Below are 19,366 nucleotides of genomic sequence, written 5' to 3'. Positions count from 1 at the left end.
ATGGCAGCCTTCGACCCGTGGGACGCGGCCTTCCTGGCCGACCCGTACCCCGCCTACGCCGACCTGCGCGCCCGGGGCCGCGTGCACTACTACGAGCCCACGAACCAGTGGCTCGTCCCGCACCACGCCGACGTGTCCGCGCTGCTGCGCGACCGGCGGCTGGGGCGGACGTACCGGCACCGGTTCACGCACGAGGAGTTCGGGCGCACGGCGCCACCGGCGGAGCACGAGCCGTTCCACACGCTCAACGACCACGGGATGCTCGACCTGGAGCCGCCGGACCACACCCGGATCCGGCGGCTGGTGTCGAAGGCGTTCACGCCGCGCACGGTCGAGCGGCTCAAGCCGTACGTGGCGAAGCTGGCGGGCGAGCTGGTGGACCGGCTCGTCGACGCGGGCGGCGGGGACCTGCTCACCGACGTCGCCGAGCCGCTTCCGGTGGCCGTCATCGCCGAGATGCTGGGGATCCCGGAACCGGACCGCGCGCCGCTGCGCCCCTGGTCGGCGGACATCTGCGGGATGTACGAGCTGAACCCGTCGCAGGAGACGGCGGCGAAGGCGGTCCGCGCGTCCGTCGAGTTCTCCGCGTACCTGCGGGAGCTGATCGCCGAGCGGCGCGAGACCCCCGGCGACGACCTGATCTCCGGGCTCATCGCGGCCCACGACGAGGGCGACCGGCTCACCGAACAGGAGATGATCTCGACGGCCGTGCTCCTGCTGAACGCGGGCCACGAGGCGACCGTCAACGCCACGGTCAACGGCTGGTACGCCCTCTTCCGCGACCCCGCGCAGCTCGACGCCCTGCGCGCCGACCACTCCCTCGTCCCCGCCGCCGTCGAGGAGCTCATGCGGTACGACACCCCGCTCCAGCTCTTCGAACGCTGGGTCCTGGACGAGATCGAGGTCGACGGGACCGTCATCCCCCGCGGCGCGGAGGTCGCCCTGCTCTTCGGCTCCGCCAACCACGACCCCGAGGTGTTCCGCCACCCCGAGCGCCTCGACCTGACCCGCACGGAGAACCCGCACATCTCCTTCAGCGCCGGCATCCACTACTGCATCGGCGCCCCGCTGGCCCGCATCGAGCTGGCGGCGTCCATGACGGCACTCCTGGAACGCGCCCCGGCCCTGAGCCTGGCGGCGGAGCCGCACCGCAAGCCGAACTTCGTGATCCGCGGCCTGGAGGGGCTCAGCGTCCGGACCTGATCCGCGTCACGAGGGCCCAGAGGGCGAGCGCGGCGGCGGTGCCGCCGAGGACGGCCAGGGGCAGTTCGGCGTAGAGGACGCTCCAGTCGGGGGCCTGCTCGAAGCGCCAGAGGCGGGCGCGCACGCCGGTGGCCCACACGGCCAGGCCCGCGCCCGCGCCGAGGGCCGCGGTCAGGCATCCGGCGGCGGCCTGCGTGCGTTGTCCCATGCCCGCGGGGACGCCGACGGGCGGGAGGCGGGTTCCCACCCGGTGTTCCGCCGCCGGCCGCTCGCCGCCCGCTCGCCCGTCGGCTCAGGGGAGCGCCCGCCCGAAGCGGGTGTCCCCCTTGAGCCGCTGCTCACGTCCCCCCGGCTCACCCGCCGGCCACGTCCCGCCGTCGCAGGCCCGCCAGCCCGGCCGTCACCAGCAGCGCCGCCAGCGCGGTCAGCGCGGCCACCGGGCCCCACCGCATCTCGCCGCCCGGCAGCTTCGGCAGATGGCCGTACGGGGAGAGGTCCAGCACCGCCTGGGGGACGTTCAGCGCCGGGCCGACCCAGCCCAGCAGGAGGACCGCGCCGGCCACGGCCCACGCGGCGGGGGCCAGGCGCGGGCTCAGGCCGTGGAGCAGGACCGCCGTTCCGCCGATCACCCAGATCGCCGGGAGCTGGACGGCCGCGGCGGCCAGCAGCGGGCCGAGGTCCCCGCCGTGGCCGGCGGCGAAGCCGAGGGCCGCGAGGAGCATGATCAGGGCGGCGCCGCCGAAGGCGACGGCCAGGTGTCCCGCGGCCCAGCGCAGCCGGCCGACGGCGTTCGCCAGCACCGGTTCGGCCCGGCCGGACGTCTCCTCGCCGTGCAGGCGCAGCACCGACGCGACGACGTAGAGGGCCGCGACCAGGCCGAGCATGCCGACCGTCGCCGCGAGGAAGGAGTCCGTGAGGGCGGCCCGGCCGCCCATCCGCTCGAAGATCTCGCGGGCCCTGTCGTTGCCCCCGACCAGTTCGGTCGCGCCCTCGGTCACCCCTCCGTAGACGACCCCGGCGAGGAAGAAGCCGAGGCCCCAGCCGAGCACGCCGCCGCGCTGCAGCCGCCAGGCCAGTGCCCCGGGCGTGCCGAGCCGGCCGGCGGCGGGTCCCGGGAGGGCGGGCAGGAAGCTCATGCCGACGTCCCGGCGGCCCGCCAGCGCGTACGCCACCAGGCCCTGCACGAGGATCGCGGCCGCGAACAGGCCGAGCACCCACCACCGTTCGCCGGCGAACGCCCGCAGGTTCTCCAGCCAGCCCAGCGGCGACAGCCACGTCAGCACCGACGCGCCCCCGTCCGTCGCGGAGTCGCCCGCCGCGCGCAGCACGAACGCGGCGCCGAGCACGGCGGCGGTCAGGCCCCGGGCGAGCCGCGCGCTCTGCGTGAACTGCGCGGCGATCGCCGCCGTCGTGGCGAAGAGCATCCCCACGGCCGCGAGGCCCAGCCCGAGGGCGAGCGCGCCGCCGACTCCGTGACCGGCCAGTCCGGCCGTCACCACCACCGCCAGGACCGCGTCGGCGACGGCCGCCGTCAGCAGGGCCGACGTCAGGGAGGCGCGCCGGCCCACCGTGCCGGAGGCGATGAGCTCCTGACGGCCGCTCTCCTCCTCGTCACGGGTGTGCCGCACGACGACCAGCAGGCTCGTCACCGCGGCGAGCGCGCCCGCGTAGACGCCGACGCGCCAGGCGGTGAGGGCGCCGAGGGAGTCGTCGAAGACGGGTCCGACCAGGGCGCGCAGCGAGGAATTGGTCGTCATCTGCCGCATGAGGTCGGCCCGTTCGGCGTCCGTGCCGTACAGGCTCTTCAACGTGTTCGGCATGGACAGGACCATGAGGGCGTTGACCGCGGTCCACAGGGGGATCGTCACCCGGTCGCGGCGCAGCGCGAAGCGCACCAGGGTGCCGGTGCCGGTCAGGTGGCCGGATCCGCGGGTGGCGAGGGCCGTCATCGCGCCCCCTCGGTGGTCTCGTCCTGGTAGTGGCGCAGGAACAGCTCCTCCAGGGTCGGCGGCGTCGAGGTCAGCGACCGCACGCCGGACTCGCTCAGGGACCGCAGCACGGCGTCGAGTTCGTCGGTGTCGACCTGGAGCCGGACCCGTCTGCCCCGGATGTCGACGTCGTGGACGCCGGGCAGCCGCGCCAGCCCGTTCGGGGCGGCCGCGAGTTCGGCGGTGACGCTGGTGCGGGTGAGGTGGCGCAGGTCGGCCAGGGAGCCCGTCTCCACCGTGCGGCCCTTGCGGACGATGCTGACCCGGTCGCAGAGCTCCTCGACCTCGCTCAGGAGGTGCGAGGACAGCAGGACCGTGCGCCCCCGGTCGCGCTCCTCCCGCACGCACCGCTGGAAGACCTCCTCCATCAGCGGGTCCAGGCCCGAGGTCGGCTCGTCCAGGACGATCAGGTCGACGTCCGAGGCGAACGCGGCGACCAGGGCGACCTTCTGCCGGTTGCCCTTGGAGTAGGCGCGGCCCTTCTTGGTGGGGTCCAGCTCGAAGCGTTCCACCAGCTCGGCGCGGCGCCGGGCGTCCAGGCCTCCGCGCAGCCGGCCGAGCAGGTCGATGACCTCGCCGCCGGACAGGTTCCGCCACAGCGTCACGTCACCGGGGACGTAGGCGATCCGGCGGTGCACCTCCACCGCGTCCTTCCACGGGTCGCGGCCGAGGACCCGGGCGGTGCCGGAGTCGGCGCGCAGCAGGCCGAGCAGGACCCGGATGGCGGTGGACTTGCCGGCCCCGTTGGGGCCGAGGAAGCCGTGGACCTCGCCCGTCTCGACCTCCAGGTCGAGCCCGTCGAGCGCGTGCGTACGGCCGAAGGACTTGTGCAGTCCCGAGACGCTGATGGCCTTGGTCATGCTCCAGAACCTACGCTTCTTTCAGAAATTTGTGAAGGTAAGGAAGCACGGGAAACGCCGATAGGATGAGGTCATGTCGCAAGCAGCCGGAGCCGAGCGTGACGCGGAGGCCGTGTCGAAGTTCGTCGAGTCCTTCGCGGCGCAGCTCGTCGAGGCCGGGATGCAGCGCATGGCGGCCCGGGTCTTCGCCGCGCTGCTCGCCTCCGACGAGGGCGTGATGACCTCCGCCGAGCTGGGTGAACAGCTGCGGATCAGTCCGGCCGCGGTCTCCGGCGCGGTCCGCTACCTGGCCCAGGCGCACATGGTCTCCCGCGAGCGCGAGCCCGGCTCGCGCCGGGAGCGCTACCGGGTGCACGGCGACCAGTGGTACGAGGCCCTGACCAACCGCGAGGCCGTCATCAGGCGCTGGGAGGGCGCCCTGCGCGAGGGCGTCGCCAGTCTCGGCCCCGACACCCCGGCCGGCCGCCGCATGGCCGAGACGCTGGCCTTCTTCGAGTTCGTCGAGGGGGAGCTGGCGGAGATGATGGAACGCTGGCGGGTGCACCGGGAGCGGGTGTTCGGAGGCCGGTAGCCCCCTGGTCCCCCCAGGGCCCGTTCGGCCGCACGCTCGGCACCAGGGGTTTCGGCGTCCCGGAGCCGGACCGGGCCCGACTCATCCCGTCGCCGGCAGCACCAGCCCCAACGCCCCCTCCCGCACCACCCACGTCCGCCTGCGCACCGGTCCCGCCACCGCCGCGTCCGCCCGGTAGCGGAAGTCGGCGCCCGACACGGTCACCGTGCGGCCCCGGGCCCGCAGCGGTGAGGCCTCCGCGCCCAGGGACAGCGGGCGCACCTCCACCGCGGCCGTGCCGGAGGCGTCCGGGGTCACCGAGACCGCCTCGACCGGCTGGTCGAGGTCGACCAGGGTCGCCCCGTCCACCTCGACCCGCAGGCGCGCCGGCCCCGGCGGGGGAGGCGCGGCGGCGGTCCGGGACGGCCGGGACGACGGCACCAGCGTCCGTATGACGGACTGGCAGGTGCGCAGCCAGGGCCGGGCCCCTCCCTCGAGCGCCGCGTCGGCCCGTGCGGCCAGCGGCAGCGGCGGTATCCGCAGCGCCCCCAGGACCACCCCGTCGCTGTCGTCGACCAGCAGGTCCAGCCGCCGTTCGGCGCCGTCGAGCACGGCCCGCGCCGCCGCCACGGTCCCCAGGGGCACCCCCAGGGCCTGCGCGACGCCCAGCGCGCTGCCGACCGGCACCACGGACAGGACGCATCCGGCCAGCGCGCGCTGCCGGTGCAGCAGGGACACCGCCCGTATCAGCGCGCGGTCGTCGCCGACCACCACCGGCCGCCGCGCCCCCCGCCGGGCCAGCACCCGGGCGAATTCCTCGGGTCCCTCCGGCAGACACACCTTCGCGGCCGCACCCGCGCTGAGCACGTCTTTCGCGATCCGCACGGACTCCCCGTCCGTCCTCCGGGCGACCGGATCGATGATCACCAGCAGCTGGTCCGGCGTCGCGGAAGTCGCCACCTCGGTCCTGCCTCGCTTCCTCGGGTAGCATCTTTGTGCAAGAGCCCCTTGCGCTATTGCGCCAGGGGCTTCGTCTATTCCGGGGCATCCGGGTCCGACGGTGTGCGGCCGAAACCGGTCGCGGTGCGACCAACGACGGTCGCGGTGCACGTGGTGGTGCAAAGCGCCCCCGCGTACGCCCCTGATCCTGGACATGCCCCACCCGGAAGGGGTGTACGCGCGTGCCCGCACTTGTGCTGCTCGGTGCTCAGTGGGGTGACGAGGGCAAAGGGAAGGCCACCGACCTGCTCGGCGGCTCCGTGGACTACGTAGTGCGCTATCAGGGCGGCAACAACGCCGGCCACACGGTCGTCGTGGGCGACCAGAAGTACGCACTCCACCTCCTCCCCTCCGGAATCCTCTCGCCCGGATGTACGCCCGTCATCGGCAACGGCGTCGTGGTCGACCCGTCGGTCCTGCTCTCCGAGCTGAGCGGTCTGAACGAGCGCGGCGTCGACACGTCGAAGCTGCTCATCAGCGGCAACGCGCACATCATCACCCCGTACAACGTCACTGTCGACAAGGTGACGGAACGCTTCCTCGGAAAGCGGAAGATCGGCACCACCGGCCGCGGCATCGGCCCGACCTACGCCGACAAGATCAACCGCGTCGGCATCCGCGTCCAGGACCTGTACGACGAGTCGATCCTCCAGCAGAAGGTCGAGGCGGCGCTCGACGTCAAGAACCAGCTGCTGACCAAGCTCTACAACCGTCGCGCGATCACCGCCGACCAGGTCGTGGAGGAGCTGCTCGGCTACGCCGAGAAGCTGCGGCCGTACGTCGCCGACACGGTCCTGATCCTCAACCAGGCCCTGGAGGACGACAAGGTCGTCCTCTTCGAGGGCGGCCAGGGCACGCTGCTGGACATCGACCACGGCACGTACCCCTTCGTCACCTCCTCGAACCCGACCGCGGGCGGCGCCTGCACCGGCGCCGGCGTCGGCCCGACGAAGATCAGCCGGGTCATCGGCATCCTCAAGGCCTACACGACCCGCGTCGGCGCCGGCCCGTTCCCGACCGAGCTGTTCGACGAGGACGGCGAGGCGCTGCGCCGCATCGGCGGCGAGCGGGGCGTCACCACCGGCCGTGACCGCCGCTGCGGCTGGTTCGACGCGGTCATCGCCCGCTACGCGACCCGCGTGAACGGCCTGACCGACTTCTTCCTCACCAAGCTCGACGTCCTGACCGGCTGGGAGCAGATCCCGGTCTGCGTGGCGTACGAGATCGACGGCAGGCGCGTCGAGGAACTCCCGTACTCGCAGTCCGACTTCCACCACGCGAAGCCGGTCTACGAGACCCTCCCGGGCTGGTCCGAGGACATCACGAAGGCCAAGACCTTCGAGGACCTGCCGAAGAACGCCCAGAACTACGTCAAGGCGCTGGAGGAGATGTCCGGCGCCCCGATCTCCGCGATCGGCGTGGGCCCGGGCCGGGACGAGACGATCGAGATCAACTCGTTCCTGTAGGCACGACGGCGGGGCGCGGGTGCGCGGCGGGTTCCTCGGCCGAGGGCCCGCGGGCGCACCCGCGCGTCGTCCGCCGGGAGGACGGCGCGGTCCGGTCCGGACCGCGCCGTCCGTTCCCGCCGTCAGCTGAACACGATCATCGACCCCTGGGCCAGGCTCCGCGTCGCCGCCGCGTGCAGCCCCAGCCAGACGTGCCGCTCGCGGGCGAAGGGGCTCGGGTCGTACGGCGCCGGGACCGCCGGCTCCTCCAGCTCCGTCGGCGCGACGGGGGGCCGGGGAGCCGCCGGGGGGTTCGCCGGGTCGATGCCGATCGACGGGGCGACGTGCTCGAGCTCGCGCAGCAGCGACTGCGAGGAGCCCAGCGGGCCGCCCCCGGCGAGGAGCTCGTCGTTGGCCAGCGGTTGCGGGAAGTCGACGGGGACGTACGCGCCCGCGTGGTCGTAGTGCCAGACCAGGTGGGACTGCTGGGCCGTCGCCTCGAACATCTCCAGCAGCTGCTCGTAGTCGCCGCCGAGCTCGTCGACCGGGGTGACGGGCAGACCGCACACCTGTAGCAGGTAGGCACGCCGCAGGAAGTGCAGCGCGTCGTAGTCGAAGCCGGCCACGGGGGCGACGTCACCGGACAGGCCGGGCATGTACTGGTACACGGGCACGGGCGGGAGTCCCGACTCGGCGAGCACCTTGTCGTACTGCGCGAGTTCCTCGGCGAACGGATTGTCCGGGGTGTGGCACAGGACGTCGACGAGCGGTACCAGCCACAGGTCACAGGCCAAAGAGAGCTCCTCACTCAGCGCGTTCGTCGGCTATTGCCCGGTCAGGGAAGGGTAGTCGGTGCGGCACCGCTCAGCTCCCCTCGTGCGTTCCCCGGTGCAGGTCCCATACCCACACGCCGCCCACCCACCTCCCGGGGCGGCCCACCAGCTCGTCCACGGTCCTGCGCAGCACCGCGTCCCGCGGCTGCGGGACGAGGACCAGCGCGCCCGCCCGCCAGTACGCGAGGTCCGCGCGCGCCGCGGCCCGCGCCCGCTCGTCGACCACCGGCGCGACGCCCGTGGCCCGCACGTCCTGGAGCAGGCTCGCCGTGAAGCGCAGCGGAACGCCGTAGACGCCGCTGCGGTCGCCGTCGCCGTAGGGGCCGTTGAAGTAGCCGCCGGGCATCGGGAAGCCGAGACCCGCGGCGGCCTGCCAGCGCAGGGCCTCGGCGGCGGCCGGCTCGGGCAGCGGCACCGGCACCAGGGACTCCCCTGGACGGACGTACGCCGTCCAGGCGCCGTCCGTGAAGAAGGCGGGCACCTCGGCGCGCGGCTCGGACCTCAGCGGGGCCGGGACGAGGGGCAGCAGGGCGAGGCCGACGGCCAGCAGGCCGGCGCACCGCACGCCCGGGGAGCGGGCCGCCGCGAGCCGGCCGACGGCCGGGGCGAGCAGCATGCCCAGGGCGGGGGCACAGATCATCGCGACGCGGCTCTCGACGACCGACTCGAACAGGGGCAGGCCGGCGAGCAGGGCCCAGGGGCCGGGGACCGTGACGCCGGTGAGGGGGACGTGGACGCGCGCGCCCAGGGAGAGGACGGCCGCCCCGGCCGCGGTGACGGCCAGCGCCCTGACGGCCGGCCGCCGCCACAGCCGTACGGCGACCGCGAGGGCGAGGAGGAGCAGGGGCCAGCCGTAGAAGGCGTTCTGCTCGGTGCGGTTGAGGGAGAGGGCGTCCGCGCGGTCGGCGTCGCCCGCGAGCAGGGAGCGTTCGGCGAAGGTGAACAGGGCGCGCACGGGGTTGGCGGCGCCCGGACCGTGGTCGATGTGCGTGTAGCTCTGCGGGCCGGAGAACTGCCAGGCCAGCGGGTAGACGACGAGCGGGAGGCAGACGGCCGCGGCGACCGCCAGGCCGCGCAGCAGGGGCCGTGCGGCCTCCCGGGCCGCCCGGGGGCGGACGGCCGCGTGGGCGGCGGCGAACAGCAGCAGGCCCAGCGCCGCCAGCAGCAGGGCCTCCTCGCCCAGGAAGAGCTGGTAGGCCGCCATCAGGCCCAGGACCACGGCATCCCGGGTGGGCCGGGTGTTCCGGGCACCCGTGCACAGGCGCAGGGTCCGGTCGACGATCGGCGGGATCATGAACAGGACGACGAGGTTCGGGTGCGCGTTGGCGTGGCTGACCATGGGCGGGGCGAAGGCGGCGAGCGCGGCCCCGGCGAAGGCCGCCCCGCGCCGCGGCTCGATCCACCGCACGATCAGCCGGTACCAGGCGGTGGCGGTGGCGGCCAGGCCGAGCGTCATGACCAGGCTGAGGGCGACGGCCGGGCCGGCCAGCAGGGTCACCGGGGTGAACGGGACGGACAGGCCGAGCATGGCCGTGTTCGCCATCAGGTTCACACCGCCGGGGACGCCCTGGAGGTCGCTGAAGAGCGGGTTGCGCAGGTGGGCGACGTTGTCCGCGGTCACCGCGAAGAACCACTCCCACTGGTTCTGGTCCTGGAGGGAGTCGGTGAGGCGGCGGCCGGCCGGGTCGAAGAAGCGGCCGGAGTACAGCGCGACGGCGAACACCAGGAACAGGGCGGCGGCGACGGCGTCGGCGGGCCGCGGGACCGGGACGCGCAGACGGACCAGGTCCCACAGGAAACGCGGGTGGTCCAGCGGCCGCAGCTTCGAGCCCCGCCGGTGCGACCAGTGCACGGGCACCTCGGCGACCGGCCAGCCGGCCCGCTGGAAGTGGCGCAGCACCTCCACGTCGATGGCCCAGCCGTCCAGCCGGGACGCGGCGAACGCGGCCCGGGCCCGCTCCCCGTCGAACAGCTTGAACCCGCACTGGGTGTCCCGTATCCCCCGGACGGCCGTCGCGCGGATGACCAGGCTGCCCGCGCGGCCGAGGAGTTCGCGCACCCGGTGCTGACGGTCGCCGACGGTCGCCCCCGGTACCGCGCGCGAGCCCACGGCCGCCGCGTGTCCCTCGGCGAGCGCCCGGTCCAGCCGGTCCAGCTCGCCGACGGGCGTGGCGAGATCGGCGTCGGTGACGAGGACGCGCCGTCCCCGGCTGGCGGCGACGCCCAGGCGCAGGGCGTGGCCCTTGCCGCGGTTGCGGGGACCGGTGACGAGCCGCAGCCGGGGGTCGCGGCGCCGGGTGACGACCTCGCGGGTGGCGTCGGTGGAGCCGTCGTCGGCGACCACGATCTCCCATGCGGCCCAGCGCGATCCGCTCTGTTCGAGGTGGCGGGTGACGGCGTCGAGGGTGGGGCCGAGACGGTCCTCCTCGTTGTAGGCGGGGATGACGACCGAGAGGTCGACGACCGTCCGCGAGGTGTCCGCCGTTCGCGTGCCGTCCGGGTCCGTCCGGGTCATTCCGCCGTCAGCCGCTCGATCAGCGCGATCGAGTGGGCGTTGTAGGCGTCGAGGAGGGAGCGGGCGGCGGTGGTGTCGTGCCGATGGAGGGCGTCGACCAGTTCGGTGTGCCCGGACCACAGGTGGCCGCGCAGCTCGCTCAGCCGCCGCAGATGCTGCACCAGGCACACCCAGGACTGCACGCGCAGCCGGTGCAGGAAGTCCACGAGGTAGGGGTTGCCGAACAGCGCGCTCAGCTCGCGCCAGAACCGCAGGTCGTAGCCGATGAGGACGGTGAGGTCGCCGGCGGCGGCGGCGCGCTGGGCCTCCTCCGCGCGCCGGCGCACGCCGGCCACGGCGGCGGCGAACCGGGGGTCCGCGGAGTTCTCGAACCCCTCGCGGCCCGCGTCCAGGGCGAGGAACATGCCCTCGACGACCAGGCTGCGCGCCTCGATCATGCCGCGGAAGTCCTGGACCGAGTACTCGTGGACGCGGAAGCCGCGGTGCTGGTCGGCCTCGAGGAGGCCCTGCGCCGACAGGTCCACGAGGGCCTCGCGGACCGGGGTCGCGGAGACGCCGTACTGCTCGGCGATCTCCTTCACCGTGAACTCCTGGCCCGGCTGGAGCCGTCCCGCCAGCACCTCGTCGCGAAGCGCGTCGGCGATCTGCTGCCGCAGGGTGCTGCGGGTCACGGCGCCGCTGCTGCCGGGCATGGTCGGGGCGTCTCCCTCGTCGCGGTGCGATGGCGTGCTCGTACGCCTCGCTCATACTCCTTTACGAGCACGCCACCTTACGCGTTCGACGATGCCGGGATTCGTCGCGCGGAGCGTCCGCGTCACGCGTCCGTCCGCCCCGGCGGGACGCTCACCCCTCGGTGTACTCGTCGGCCACCGACAGCGCCGCGTCCAGCGCCGCCAGACCCTCCTTCACCTCGGACTCGCTCGCGTTGCACGGCGGCACGAAGTGGGTGCGGTTCATGTTCACGAACGGCCAGACGCCGGCCTTCCTGGCGGCGGCGCCGAAGGCCGCCATCGGCGCGTTCGCCTCACCGGCCGCGTTGTACGGCACCAGCGGCTCGCGCGTCTCGCGGTTCTTCACCAGCTCGACGGCCCAGAACATGCCGACGCCGCGCACCTCGCCGACGCTCGGGTGGCGCTCCGCCAGTTCGCGCAGCCCCGGTCCGACGACGGACTCGCCGAGGTCCTTCGCGTTGTCGACGACGCCCTCCTCCGCCATCACGTTGATCGTGGCGACGGCCGCGGCGCAGGCCAGCGGGTGCCCCGAGTACGTCAGACCGCCGGGGTACGGCCGCTTGCCGAAGGTCTCCGCGATGGCCCCGGAGATCGCCACACCGCCCAGCGGCACGTATCCGCTGTTCACGCCCTTGGCGAAGGTCATCAGGTCCGGTACGACCCCGAACAGGTCGGCCGCGAACCACTCACCGGTGCGCCCGAACCCGGCCATGACCTCGTCCAGGACGAAGACGATCCCGTACCTGTCGCAGAGCTCCCGCACCCCGGCGAGGTAGCCGGGCGGCGGGACCATGATCCCGGCCGTGCCGGGGACGGTCTCCAGGACGATCGCGGCGATCGTCCCCGGCCCCTCGAAGGCGATGGTCGTCTCCAGGTGCTCCAGCGCCCGCGCGCACTCCTGCTCCTCGGTCTCGGAGTAGAAGCGGGAGCGGTACAGGAACGGCGCCCAGAAGTGCACGACGCCCGCCGCGGCGCCGTCGGAGGCCCAGCGGCGCGGGTCGCCGGTGATGTTCACGGCCTGCTGGGTGCCGCCGTGGTACGAGCGGTAGGCCGACAGGACCTTGGCGCGGCCGGTGTGCAGCCGGGCCATGCGCACCGCGTGCTCGACGGCGTCCGCGCCGCCGTTGGTGAAGAAGATCTTGTCGAGGTCGCCGGGGGTGCGCTCGGCGATCAGCCGGGCCGCCTCGGAGCGGGCCTCGATCGCGAAGGCGGGCGCGAACGTGGTCAGGTGCGCGGCCTGCTCCTGGATCGCGGCGACGACCTTCGGGTGCTGGTAGCCGATGTTGGTGTAGACGAGCCCGCTGGTGAGGTCGAGGTACCGCTTGCCGTCGTAGTCCCAGAAGTACGACCCCTCGGCGCCGGCCACGGCGAGCGGGTCGATGAGCTCCTGCGCTGACCAGGAGTGGAAGACGTGCGCGCGGTCCGCGGCCTTCACGGCGGCGCCGGCCTGGGGGTCGGTCTGAGGGGTCATGCCGGTGAGGGTAGAGGCCCGCCCCGCGGAACCGACATGGGCGTCCTGTCTGCGGACCGGGGGTTTCCGCGACAGGTTGTCGGGCGTGAGGGGCGGACGGGCGGCGGGTGCCGCGGCCCCGCCACGGAGTCGTACCGCCCGCCCTGCGGCAGCGGCCCCCGTTATGGAACCGTAGACACCACTCCGCTCGACTCCCCGAACGGCCGGATTATTCTCGGCCTGATCACACGTGTGGGGGAAGGGCGGAGCAGCCATGGAGAAGCTGGGCGCGGACGATCCGCAGCGCATCGGCGGCTACCGGCTGCTCGCGCGGCTGGGGGTCGGCGGGATGGGGCGGGTCTACCTCGCCCGCTCGGACCGCGGGCGGACCGTCGCCGTGAAGCTGGTCAGGCCGGAGCTGGCGGCGCGCGAGGAGTTCCGGGCGCGGTTCCGGCAGGAGGTGCGCAACGCCCAGCGGGTCGGCGGATTCTGGACCGCACCCGTCCTCGACGCCGACACCGAGGCCGCGGTGCCCTGGGTCGCCACCGGCTACGTCGCCGGACCGAGCCTCCAGCAGGTCGTGGGCCACGACCACGGCCCGCTGCCCGAGCGGTCGGTGCGCGTCCTCGCCGCCGGGCTCGCCCACGCGCTCACCAACATCCACGCCGCCGGGATCGTCCACCGCGACCTCAAGCCGTCCAACGTCATGGTCACCATCGAGGGCCCCCGCGTCATCGACTTCGGCGTCGCGCGGGCCCTGGAGACGCTGCCCGGCGACAGCGGTCCGACCCGGACCGGCGCGGTGATCGGCTCGCCCGGCTTCATGGCGCCCGAGCAGGTGCGCGGCGGCCGGATCACCCCCGCGTGCGACGTCTTCTGCCTCGGCTCCGTCCTCGCCTACGCCGCCACCGGCACCCTCCCCTTCGGGTCCCACGACAGCGGTGTGCACGCCCTGATGTACCGCATCGCCGAGGAGGAACCCGACCTGTCGGGCCTCTCCGAGGGCATCGCCGACCTGGTCCGCGCCTGCCTGCGCAAGGACCCGGCGGCCCGGCCGTCGCTGGAGTGGATCCTGGAGCGCACCGGGGTGCAGGAGAGCGTCGCCGAGGGACGCTCCCGCGACCCCTGGCTGCCGACCACCCTCGTGGCCCAGCTGGGTCGGCACGCGGTCCGGCTGCTGGAGACGGAGGACCCGGAAGGGGCCGGGGCCGGCGACGTCCTCCCCGAGCACTCCGGTCCGCGGGCCGGGGGCCCGCCGCCGGACCAGGCCGCCACGCTCGTCGCGGGCATCCCGCCGGTGGCGGCCCCCGCCCACCCCGCCTACGGCGGCCCCCAGCAGCACCCGCGGCCCGCGCCCGCCGCCCACGGCCACCCGCAGCCGCCGGGGCCGTACCCCCCGTACAACCCGTACGCGGCCGGCCCCGGCGCGGCCCCGGCGTACGGACCGCCCGAGCCCGCCCCCGGCGCGGCCCCGGCGTACGGACCGCCCGAGCCCGCCCCCGGCGGCCCGCACGCCCCCTACGGGAACGAGCCGCAGGAGCCGCCCCGCCGCGGCCGCCGCTCCACCGCGCTGCTCGTCGCGGTCGCCGCGGTCGTCGCGCTGGCGGCGGGCGGCTCGGTGTACGCGGTGATGAACGGCGGTGACGGCGACCAGGAGGCGCGGCCCGACCCGACGCCGACCGCCGCCGCCACCCGGGCCGCCGACCCCACCGCGTCCGCGGAGCCGTCGCCGTCCCCGTCCGCCGGCGAGGAGACGTCCGGCGCCGTACCCGAGGACTACCTCGGCACCTGGACCACGACCATCGACAACGCGAGCGGCACGAACAGCCGCCGGCTCACCCTCGCCCAGGGCGAGGTGGGCGACACGGTCCTCACGCTCGTCGCCGACGGCGACGGCTACCACTGCGAGTTCACGGCCACGCTCGCCCAGCGCCCCACCGGACAGGCGCCGTTGCGGATCGGTCCGTCCACGGTGACCACCGGCGAGCCCCTCAGCTCCTGCACCCCCGGGGCCGCCACCGAGGTCACCCTGCTCTCCGACGGCAGGCTGCAACGGGTCAACCCCTCCACCGGAGAGAAGCTCACCTACACCCGGCGGTGAACGTCCGGCGAACTTCCGTCCGCCGGTCCGCGATGTCCCCCCGGACGGACGTACGGTGACCCCACGATCAGGCCGGCGGGAGTGGCGGGGGCACCCACATGGACTGGCTGAACGCCGAGAACCTCGTGGCCGTGGGGACGGCCGTCCTGGGCATCGTCGCGTCCGGTGCCATGGTCTGGTACGAGCGCCGGGTGCCGCGCCGCTGGGGGCACCTCCCACGCCTTCAAGGCAGTGGGGGAGCATCGGCTACCGCGTGCAGATGGACAACCCGATCGGCGACGACGTCAGATCCGGCCGCCCCAACCGCCGCCTCGGCCTCTTCGACGAGGCCCCCGGCATGGCGGACGCCACCCTCGTCCTGCTGCGCATCGAGAACGACGGCTCGCTGGGCGTCGCCCGCGACGACTACACCGGTCCCGAACGCCACGGCCTGACCGCCGTGTTCACCGACCGCACCATCCGCGGGGTGTCGGTCACCCAGCCGACCGACACCGACCACCTCATGGACCACTTCACCGCGGACCGCGGCTTCGGCTACGAGGACAACACCCTGCGCATCCCGCGCGTCCCCCTCAACCCGCGCGAGCACTTCAAGCTGCTGGTCCTGCTGTCGGGCGGCGACGTCGGCCGCGGCATACGCCTCTACGGCGGCATCCGCGACGGCGAGGTCCACCCCAACCGCAGCGCCACCCCCGACGACACCCCGCCGCTGTTCAGCCGGGCCGCCCGGCTGATCTCCGTGCTCCTGACCGTCTGCGTGATCACCCTCGCGACGATGGTCGTCGTCGGCGACGACACCCCGCCCCCCATCGGCTGCGAGCGCGGCGCCCTGACCCTCACCGGGTCGACGGCCTTCGCCCCGGTGATCCGCGAGGTGGCCCGCAAGTACGAGAGCGACTGCGCGGGCGCCCGCCTCACCGTCGATCCGCACGGCTCGACGGCCGGCATCCGCGAACTCACCGCGGCGGGAGCCCGGGCCGAGCGGGGCTCCCCGCCCCTCGTGGCCCTCTCCGACGGCCCCAAGCCGTCCGGCCTGGAGGAGCTGCGCGAGAACCGGGTGGCGGTGTCGGTGTTCGCGCTGGTCGTCAACGACGACGTCCGGCTGACCGGCCTCGCCACGGCCGACGTCCGCCGCCTCTACCTCGGGCAGATCGCCAACTGGCGGGAGCTCGGCGGCCCGAACCTGCCGGTGATCCTGGTCAGCAGGGACGCCAACTCCGGGACCCGGCAGGTGTTCCAGCGCCGCGTGCTGGGCCGGGGCGAGATCGCCAACTCCTCCGTCGACTGCCGGAGCAAGGACGACCCGACGGCCTCCGTCGTGCGCTGCGAACTCGACTCCACCGAGCAGGTGCTGTCCACGGTCGCCGCCACCCCCGGCGCGATCGGCTACAGCGAGCTCAACGCCGCCGACCGCGCGAAGGGCCTGCACCCGCTGGACCTCGACGGCGCCCCCGCGTCCGTCGACGCCATCGAGAACGGCACGAGCGACTACCCGTACCGCGAGATCGAGTACGCCTACACCTACGGACGCCCTCCGGCCGACTCCCTGGCCTCGAGCTTCCTGACCTACCTCACCCGGGGCAACGGCCAGGACGTCATCCGCACCCACGGCCACCTGCCGTGCTGGACGTCGGAGGGGCTGAGGCTGTGCGCGCAGGAGAGCCGGTCGCGGGGCCCGGACTGACGCCCTCCGGCCGCGGGGGTGCCGGCCGCCCCGGGCGGCACCCCGCCGACGCCGGGCCGCGTCCGTCGGCACCGGGCGCCCGGCGGACGCCGTCGCGTCGTCACCGCGGCTCGGGCGGCCGCTGACGGGGCATGTTCGGCCGGCTCGCCGCCCCCGGAGGCGACGGGAACCGCCCCGACGGTCCCGCGCCCTCCCCCCGCCCCCCGCCGGAGGCCATCGCCCCCTGCATCCCCATCGGCGCGGACCCCGTCCGGAACTCCACCATCCAGTCCGCCGTCTCCGCCCGCACCAGCCCCGTCACGTCGTCGGAGAACCGCCGGAGCACCCCCAGGCACCGCTCCGCGGCCTCGCTCGCCGTGCCCTCCGCGGGGCCCAGCACCTCCCGCACGCTCTCCGACGCCCAGTCGAACTGCAGCACCTGCAACCGCCGCTGCACGGCCTGCGCGGTCGCCACGTCCCTCATCCACCCGGACGTCACCCCGAAGAACCGGTCGACGCCCACGCACGCCACCGCGAGCAGCAGCGCGAGGTACCCCCAGGGAGCCACCCCGCTCATCACCCCGGTGAGGTCCAGCAACGGCAGCGCGGCCCCCGACACCGCCCCCGCCGCCGCCCCGGCCCGCAACGCCCGCGCCCCCCGCCGCTTCCACACCCGGTCGGCGAGATACCACGCCGCCGTCTCCAGCGCCCCCCGTTCCACCCACCGGTACAGCTCGTCCAGCCGCTCCGCGGGCTCACCCCAGTCCCCGAGCGGGAACACCCGCCCGGTCAGATCGCCCGGCCGCAGCCCGGCCGCGCCCTCGCCCCGCCCGTCCTGGGGCGGACCCTCGGGCTGCATCTCCGGCTGCTGACCCACCCGGCACTCCCTACTGATCCGAACCGGCACCCGACCGACGACCCGGTCACGCTGCGTGACAGGTGATGACGCCTGACGCGCCGCACCTTTCCTACCTCCCCGGGAGTGGCGGAGAGGAAGGTTTCGTCGCCTTTACGCCCGGAAGTGGGCCTTGATCAGCCGCAGGCGTCGCGGGAGAGTCACTCGAAAGAGTGGCGGGGCGACACCCGCACGGACCACGTAGGCTCGTGCCGAGTGGAAAAACCCGTACCGACCGAGCCGACCCAGGCACGGAAGAGGAGCTGATCGTGATTCCCGGTGGTGGCCAGCCCAACATGCAGCAGCTGCTCCAGCAGGCCCAGAAGATGCAGCAGGACCTGGCCCGCGCCCAGGAGGAGCTGGCGAACACGGAGGTCGACGGCCAGGCGGGCGGCGGCCTGGTGCGGGCGACGGTCACCGGCTCCGGCGAACTGCGCGCGCTGAGGATCGACCCCAAGGCGGTGGACCCGGAGGACACCGAGACCCTCGCCGACCTGATCGTCGCGGCCGTCCAGGCGGCCAACGAGAACGCCCAGAGCCTCCAGCAGCAGAAGCTGGGCCCGCTGGCCCAGGGCCTGGGCGGCGGCATCCCGGGCCTGCCCTTCTGACCGTACTGATCGTTCTCACGTTCGTCGCCCGCGCGACGTCCGCACCGCCTTCCTAGGACGGGTGGCGGCCATCTACCGTACGTACTGCAAGGAACCCCGGGAAGGACGGCAGTCCGTTGTACGAAGGCGTGGTCCAGGACCTCATCGACGAGCTGGGGCGGCTGCCCGGCGTCGGTCCCAAGAGCGCGCAGCGGATCGCCTTCCACATCCTCCAGGCGGAACCGACCGACGTGCGGCGCCTCGCGCAGGCCCTGATGGAGGTCAAGGCGAAGGTCCGCTTCTGCGCGATCTGCGGCAACGTGGCGCAGGAGGAACACTGCGCCATCTGCCGCGACACCCGCCGCGACCCCTCGGTGATCTGCGTGGTGGAGGAGCCCAAGGACGTGGTGGCCATCGAGCGCACCCGTGAGTTCCGGGGCCGTTACCACGTCCTGGGCGGAGCGATCAGCCCGATCGAGGGGGTCGGCCCGGACGACCTGCGCATCCGCGAGCTGCTCGCACGCCTGGCGGACGGCGAGGTCACCGAACTGATCCTCGCCACGGACCCCAATCTCGAAGGCGAGGCGACGGCCACGTACCTCGCTCGCATGATCAAGCCCATGGGCCTGAAGGTCACCCGCCTGGCCAGCGGCCTCCCTGTGGGCGGCGACCTGGAATACGCGGACGAGGTCACCCTCGGCCGTGCCTTCGAGGGGAGACGACTCCTAGATGTCTGACGCCACGCTGCACGCGACCCACCGGAACCCGGACGACTTCGTGGTCCAGATCGCGGACCAGGTCGAGAGCTTCCTGGTCGCCGTCACCGAGGTCGCCAAGGGCGACGAGCCCGACTCGGCCGTCCCCTTCCTCCTCCTCGAGGTCTCCCAGCTCCTGCTGGCCGGCGGCCGCCTCGGCGCCCACGAGGACATCGTCCCCGACGAGCGCTACGAGCCCGACACGGGCCCGGACGCGGACGTGGACGAACTCCGCGAGAACCTCGCCCGCCTGCTGGACCCGGTGGACATCTACTCGGAGGTCTTCGACCCCTACGAGCCGCGCAAGGCGCCCGTCCCCGCCCGCATCTCCGACGACCTCGCCGACGTCATCACCGACCTCCGCCACGGCATGGCCCACTACCGCGCCGGCCGCACCTCGGAGGCCCTGTGGTGGTGGCAGTTCTCCTACTTCTCCAACTGGGGCTCCACCGCCTCCGCCACCCTGCGCGCCCTGCACTCGGTCCTCGCGCACGTCCGGCTGAACCAGCCCCTGGAGGAGCTCGACGGCCTGGACACCGACCAGGGCATGGGCGACGACACCCTGGAGTTCGAGGCGGGCAGGGTGATGGCGGACGAGATCGCCGACCAGCTGGGCCTGGGACGCCCGGCCGGATAGGCCGCCGGCCGCCCGTACGGCGGAACGCCGTCCCGCGGCCGGCCGCGCCACGGTGCTTGAAACTTCATACGCAGCTATCAGCCCGGCCGAAGTGGGCAGGGAGTCCCCTGTACGGGCGCCGCACCCGTTTCCGAGGCGGTCTCGCGGAGCGGTC

16 protein-coding genes and 1 pseudogene are annotated in these 19,366 nt (G+C 74.0%); 8 read left to right on the top strand and 9 right to left on the bottom strand.

What is annotated here, in order from left to right; genetic code table 11:
- Window positions 1-1,203 (top strand): cytochrome P450, encoded by a 1,203-nt coding sequence (locus ACH4F6_RS21845; RefSeq protein WP_397961938.1) that lies wholly within the window; start codon window positions 1-3, stop codon window positions 1,201-1,203.
- Here ACH4F6_RS21845 and ACH4F6_RS21840 read toward each other — a convergent pair.
- From ACH4F6_RS21840 to ACH4F6_RS21830, 3 genes are all read right to left on the bottom strand, one after another.
- On the bottom strand, window positions 1,187-1,450 hold the full coding sequence (locus tag ACH4F6_RS21840; RefSeq protein ID WP_397961937.1) for a hypothetical protein: 264 nt from the start codon (window positions 1,448-1,450) through the stop codon (window positions 1,187-1,189). The two genes, ACH4F6_RS21845 and ACH4F6_RS21840, sit on opposite strands and share 17 nt — an antisense overlap.
- A gap of 106 nt (window positions 1,451-1,556) precedes the next feature.
- On the bottom strand, window positions 1,557-3,152 hold the full coding sequence (locus ACH4F6_RS21835) for an ABC transporter permease (RefSeq protein WP_397961936.1): 1,596 nt from the start codon (window positions 3,150-3,152) through the stop codon (window positions 1,557-1,559).
- The gene (locus ACH4F6_RS21830) at window positions 3,149-4,051 is read right to left on the bottom strand and encodes an ATP-binding cassette domain-containing protein (protein WP_397961935.1); all 903 of its coding nucleotides are present in this window, start codon (window positions 4,049-4,051) and stop codon (window positions 3,149-3,151) included. The genes ACH4F6_RS21835 and ACH4F6_RS21830 overlap by 4 nt, the downstream gene beginning before the upstream one ends.
- Window positions 4,052-4,124: 73 nt before the next feature.
- Here ACH4F6_RS21830 and ACH4F6_RS21825 point away from each other — a divergent pair, with 73 nt between their 5' ends.
- A complete protein-coding gene (locus ACH4F6_RS21825) occupies window positions 4,125-4,622 on the top strand; it encodes a GbsR/MarR family transcriptional regulator (protein ID WP_397961934.1) in 498 nt (165 codons plus the stop codon).
- 81 nt (window positions 4,623-4,703) lie between these two features.
- On the opposite strand, the gene ACH4F6_RS21820 is transcribed toward ACH4F6_RS21825, so the two are convergent.
- Window positions 4,704-5,561: a diacylglycerol kinase gene (locus tag ACH4F6_RS21820; protein ID WP_397961933.1), complete on the bottom strand. Its 858-nt coding sequence runs from the start codon at window positions 5,559-5,561 to the stop codon at window positions 4,704-4,706.
- Between the two features lie 221 nt (window positions 5,562-5,782).
- Here ACH4F6_RS21820 and ACH4F6_RS21815 point away from each other — a divergent pair, with 221 nt between their 5' ends.
- On the top strand, window positions 5,783-7,066 hold the full coding sequence (locus ACH4F6_RS21815; protein ID WP_397961932.1) for an adenylosuccinate synthase: 1,284 nt from the start codon (window positions 5,783-5,785) through the stop codon (window positions 7,064-7,066).
- A gap of 122 nt (window positions 7,067-7,188) precedes the next feature.
- Here the strand turns inward: ACH4F6_RS21815 and ACH4F6_RS21810 are convergent, their stop codons facing one another.
- From ACH4F6_RS21810 to ACH4F6_RS21795, 4 genes are all read right to left on the bottom strand, one after another.
- Window positions 7,189-7,839 carry a hypothetical protein gene (locus ACH4F6_RS21810; protein ID WP_397961931.1) on the bottom strand — a complete coding sequence of 217 codons (651 nt, stop codon included), beginning with the start codon at window positions 7,837-7,839 and terminating at the stop codon, window positions 7,189-7,191.
- 70 nt (window positions 7,840-7,909) lie between these two features.
- Complete coding sequence (locus ACH4F6_RS21805) at window positions 7,910-10,393, bottom strand: glycosyltransferase (RefSeq protein ID WP_397961930.1); 2,484 nt, start codon at window positions 10,391-10,393, stop codon at window positions 7,910-7,912.
- Window positions 10,390-11,085 (bottom strand): GntR family transcriptional regulator, encoded by a 696-nt coding sequence (locus ACH4F6_RS21800; RefSeq protein WP_397961929.1) that lies wholly within the window; start codon window positions 11,083-11,085, stop codon window positions 10,390-10,392. The genes ACH4F6_RS21805 and ACH4F6_RS21800 overlap by 4 nt, the downstream gene beginning before the upstream one ends.
- Before the next feature lie 151 nt (window positions 11,086-11,236).
- Window positions 11,237-12,595 (bottom strand): aspartate aminotransferase family protein, encoded by a 1,359-nt coding sequence (locus ACH4F6_RS21795; RefSeq protein ID WP_397961927.1) that lies wholly within the window; start codon window positions 12,593-12,595, stop codon window positions 11,237-11,239.
- Between the two features lie 253 nt (window positions 12,596-12,848).
- Between ACH4F6_RS21795 and ACH4F6_RS21790 the strand changes: the two genes are divergently transcribed.
- Together ACH4F6_RS21790 and ACH4F6_RS21785 are read left to right on the top strand one after the other, a co-directional pair.
- Window positions 12,849-14,675 (top strand): serine/threonine-protein kinase, encoded by a 1,827-nt coding sequence (locus tag ACH4F6_RS21790; protein ID WP_397961926.1) that lies wholly within the window; start codon window positions 12,849-12,851, stop codon window positions 14,673-14,675.
- Between the two features lie 98 nt (window positions 14,676-14,773).
- Window positions 14,774-16,359: pseudogene (locus ACH4F6_RS21785) on the top strand (substrate-binding domain-containing protein).
- Between the two features lie 100 nt (window positions 16,360-16,459).
- On the opposite strand, the gene ACH4F6_RS21780 reads toward ACH4F6_RS21785, so the two are convergent.
- A complete protein-coding gene (locus ACH4F6_RS21780) occupies window positions 16,460-17,197 on the bottom strand; it encodes an SLATT domain-containing protein (protein WP_397962147.1) in 738 nt (245 codons plus the stop codon).
- Window positions 17,198-17,502: 305 nt separating this feature from the next.
- Here ACH4F6_RS21780 and ACH4F6_RS21775 point away from each other — a divergent pair, with 305 nt between their 5' ends.
- The 3 genes from ACH4F6_RS21775 (at window position 17,503) to ACH4F6_RS21765 (ending at window position 19,212) form a co-directional block, all read left to right on the top strand.
- On the top strand, window positions 17,503-17,841 hold the full coding sequence (locus tag ACH4F6_RS21775; RefSeq protein WP_397961925.1) for a YbaB/EbfC family nucleoid-associated protein: 339 nt from the start codon (window positions 17,503-17,505) through the stop codon (window positions 17,839-17,841).
- A 116-nt stretch (window positions 17,842-17,957) separates the two neighbouring features.
- On the top strand, window positions 17,958-18,557 hold the full coding sequence (recR, locus tag ACH4F6_RS21770; protein ID WP_397961924.1) for a recombination mediator RecR: 600 nt from the start codon (window positions 17,958-17,960) through the stop codon (window positions 18,555-18,557).
- Entirely contained in the window at window positions 18,550-19,212 is a 663-nt protein-coding gene (locus tag ACH4F6_RS21765; RefSeq protein WP_397961923.1) for a DUF5063 domain-containing protein, read from the top strand. Before recR ends, ACH4F6_RS21765 begins: the two co-directional genes overlap by 8 nt.
- Window positions 19,213-19,366 lie beyond the last annotated feature (154 nt).

The sequence above is a fragment of the Streptomyces sp. NPDC017936 genome (assembly GCF_044328485.1).
Taxonomy (GTDB): domain Bacteria; phylum Actinomycetota; class Actinomycetes; order Streptomycetales; family Streptomycetaceae; genus Streptomyces.
This window is presented reverse-complemented; position numbering and strand designations above follow the sequence as displayed.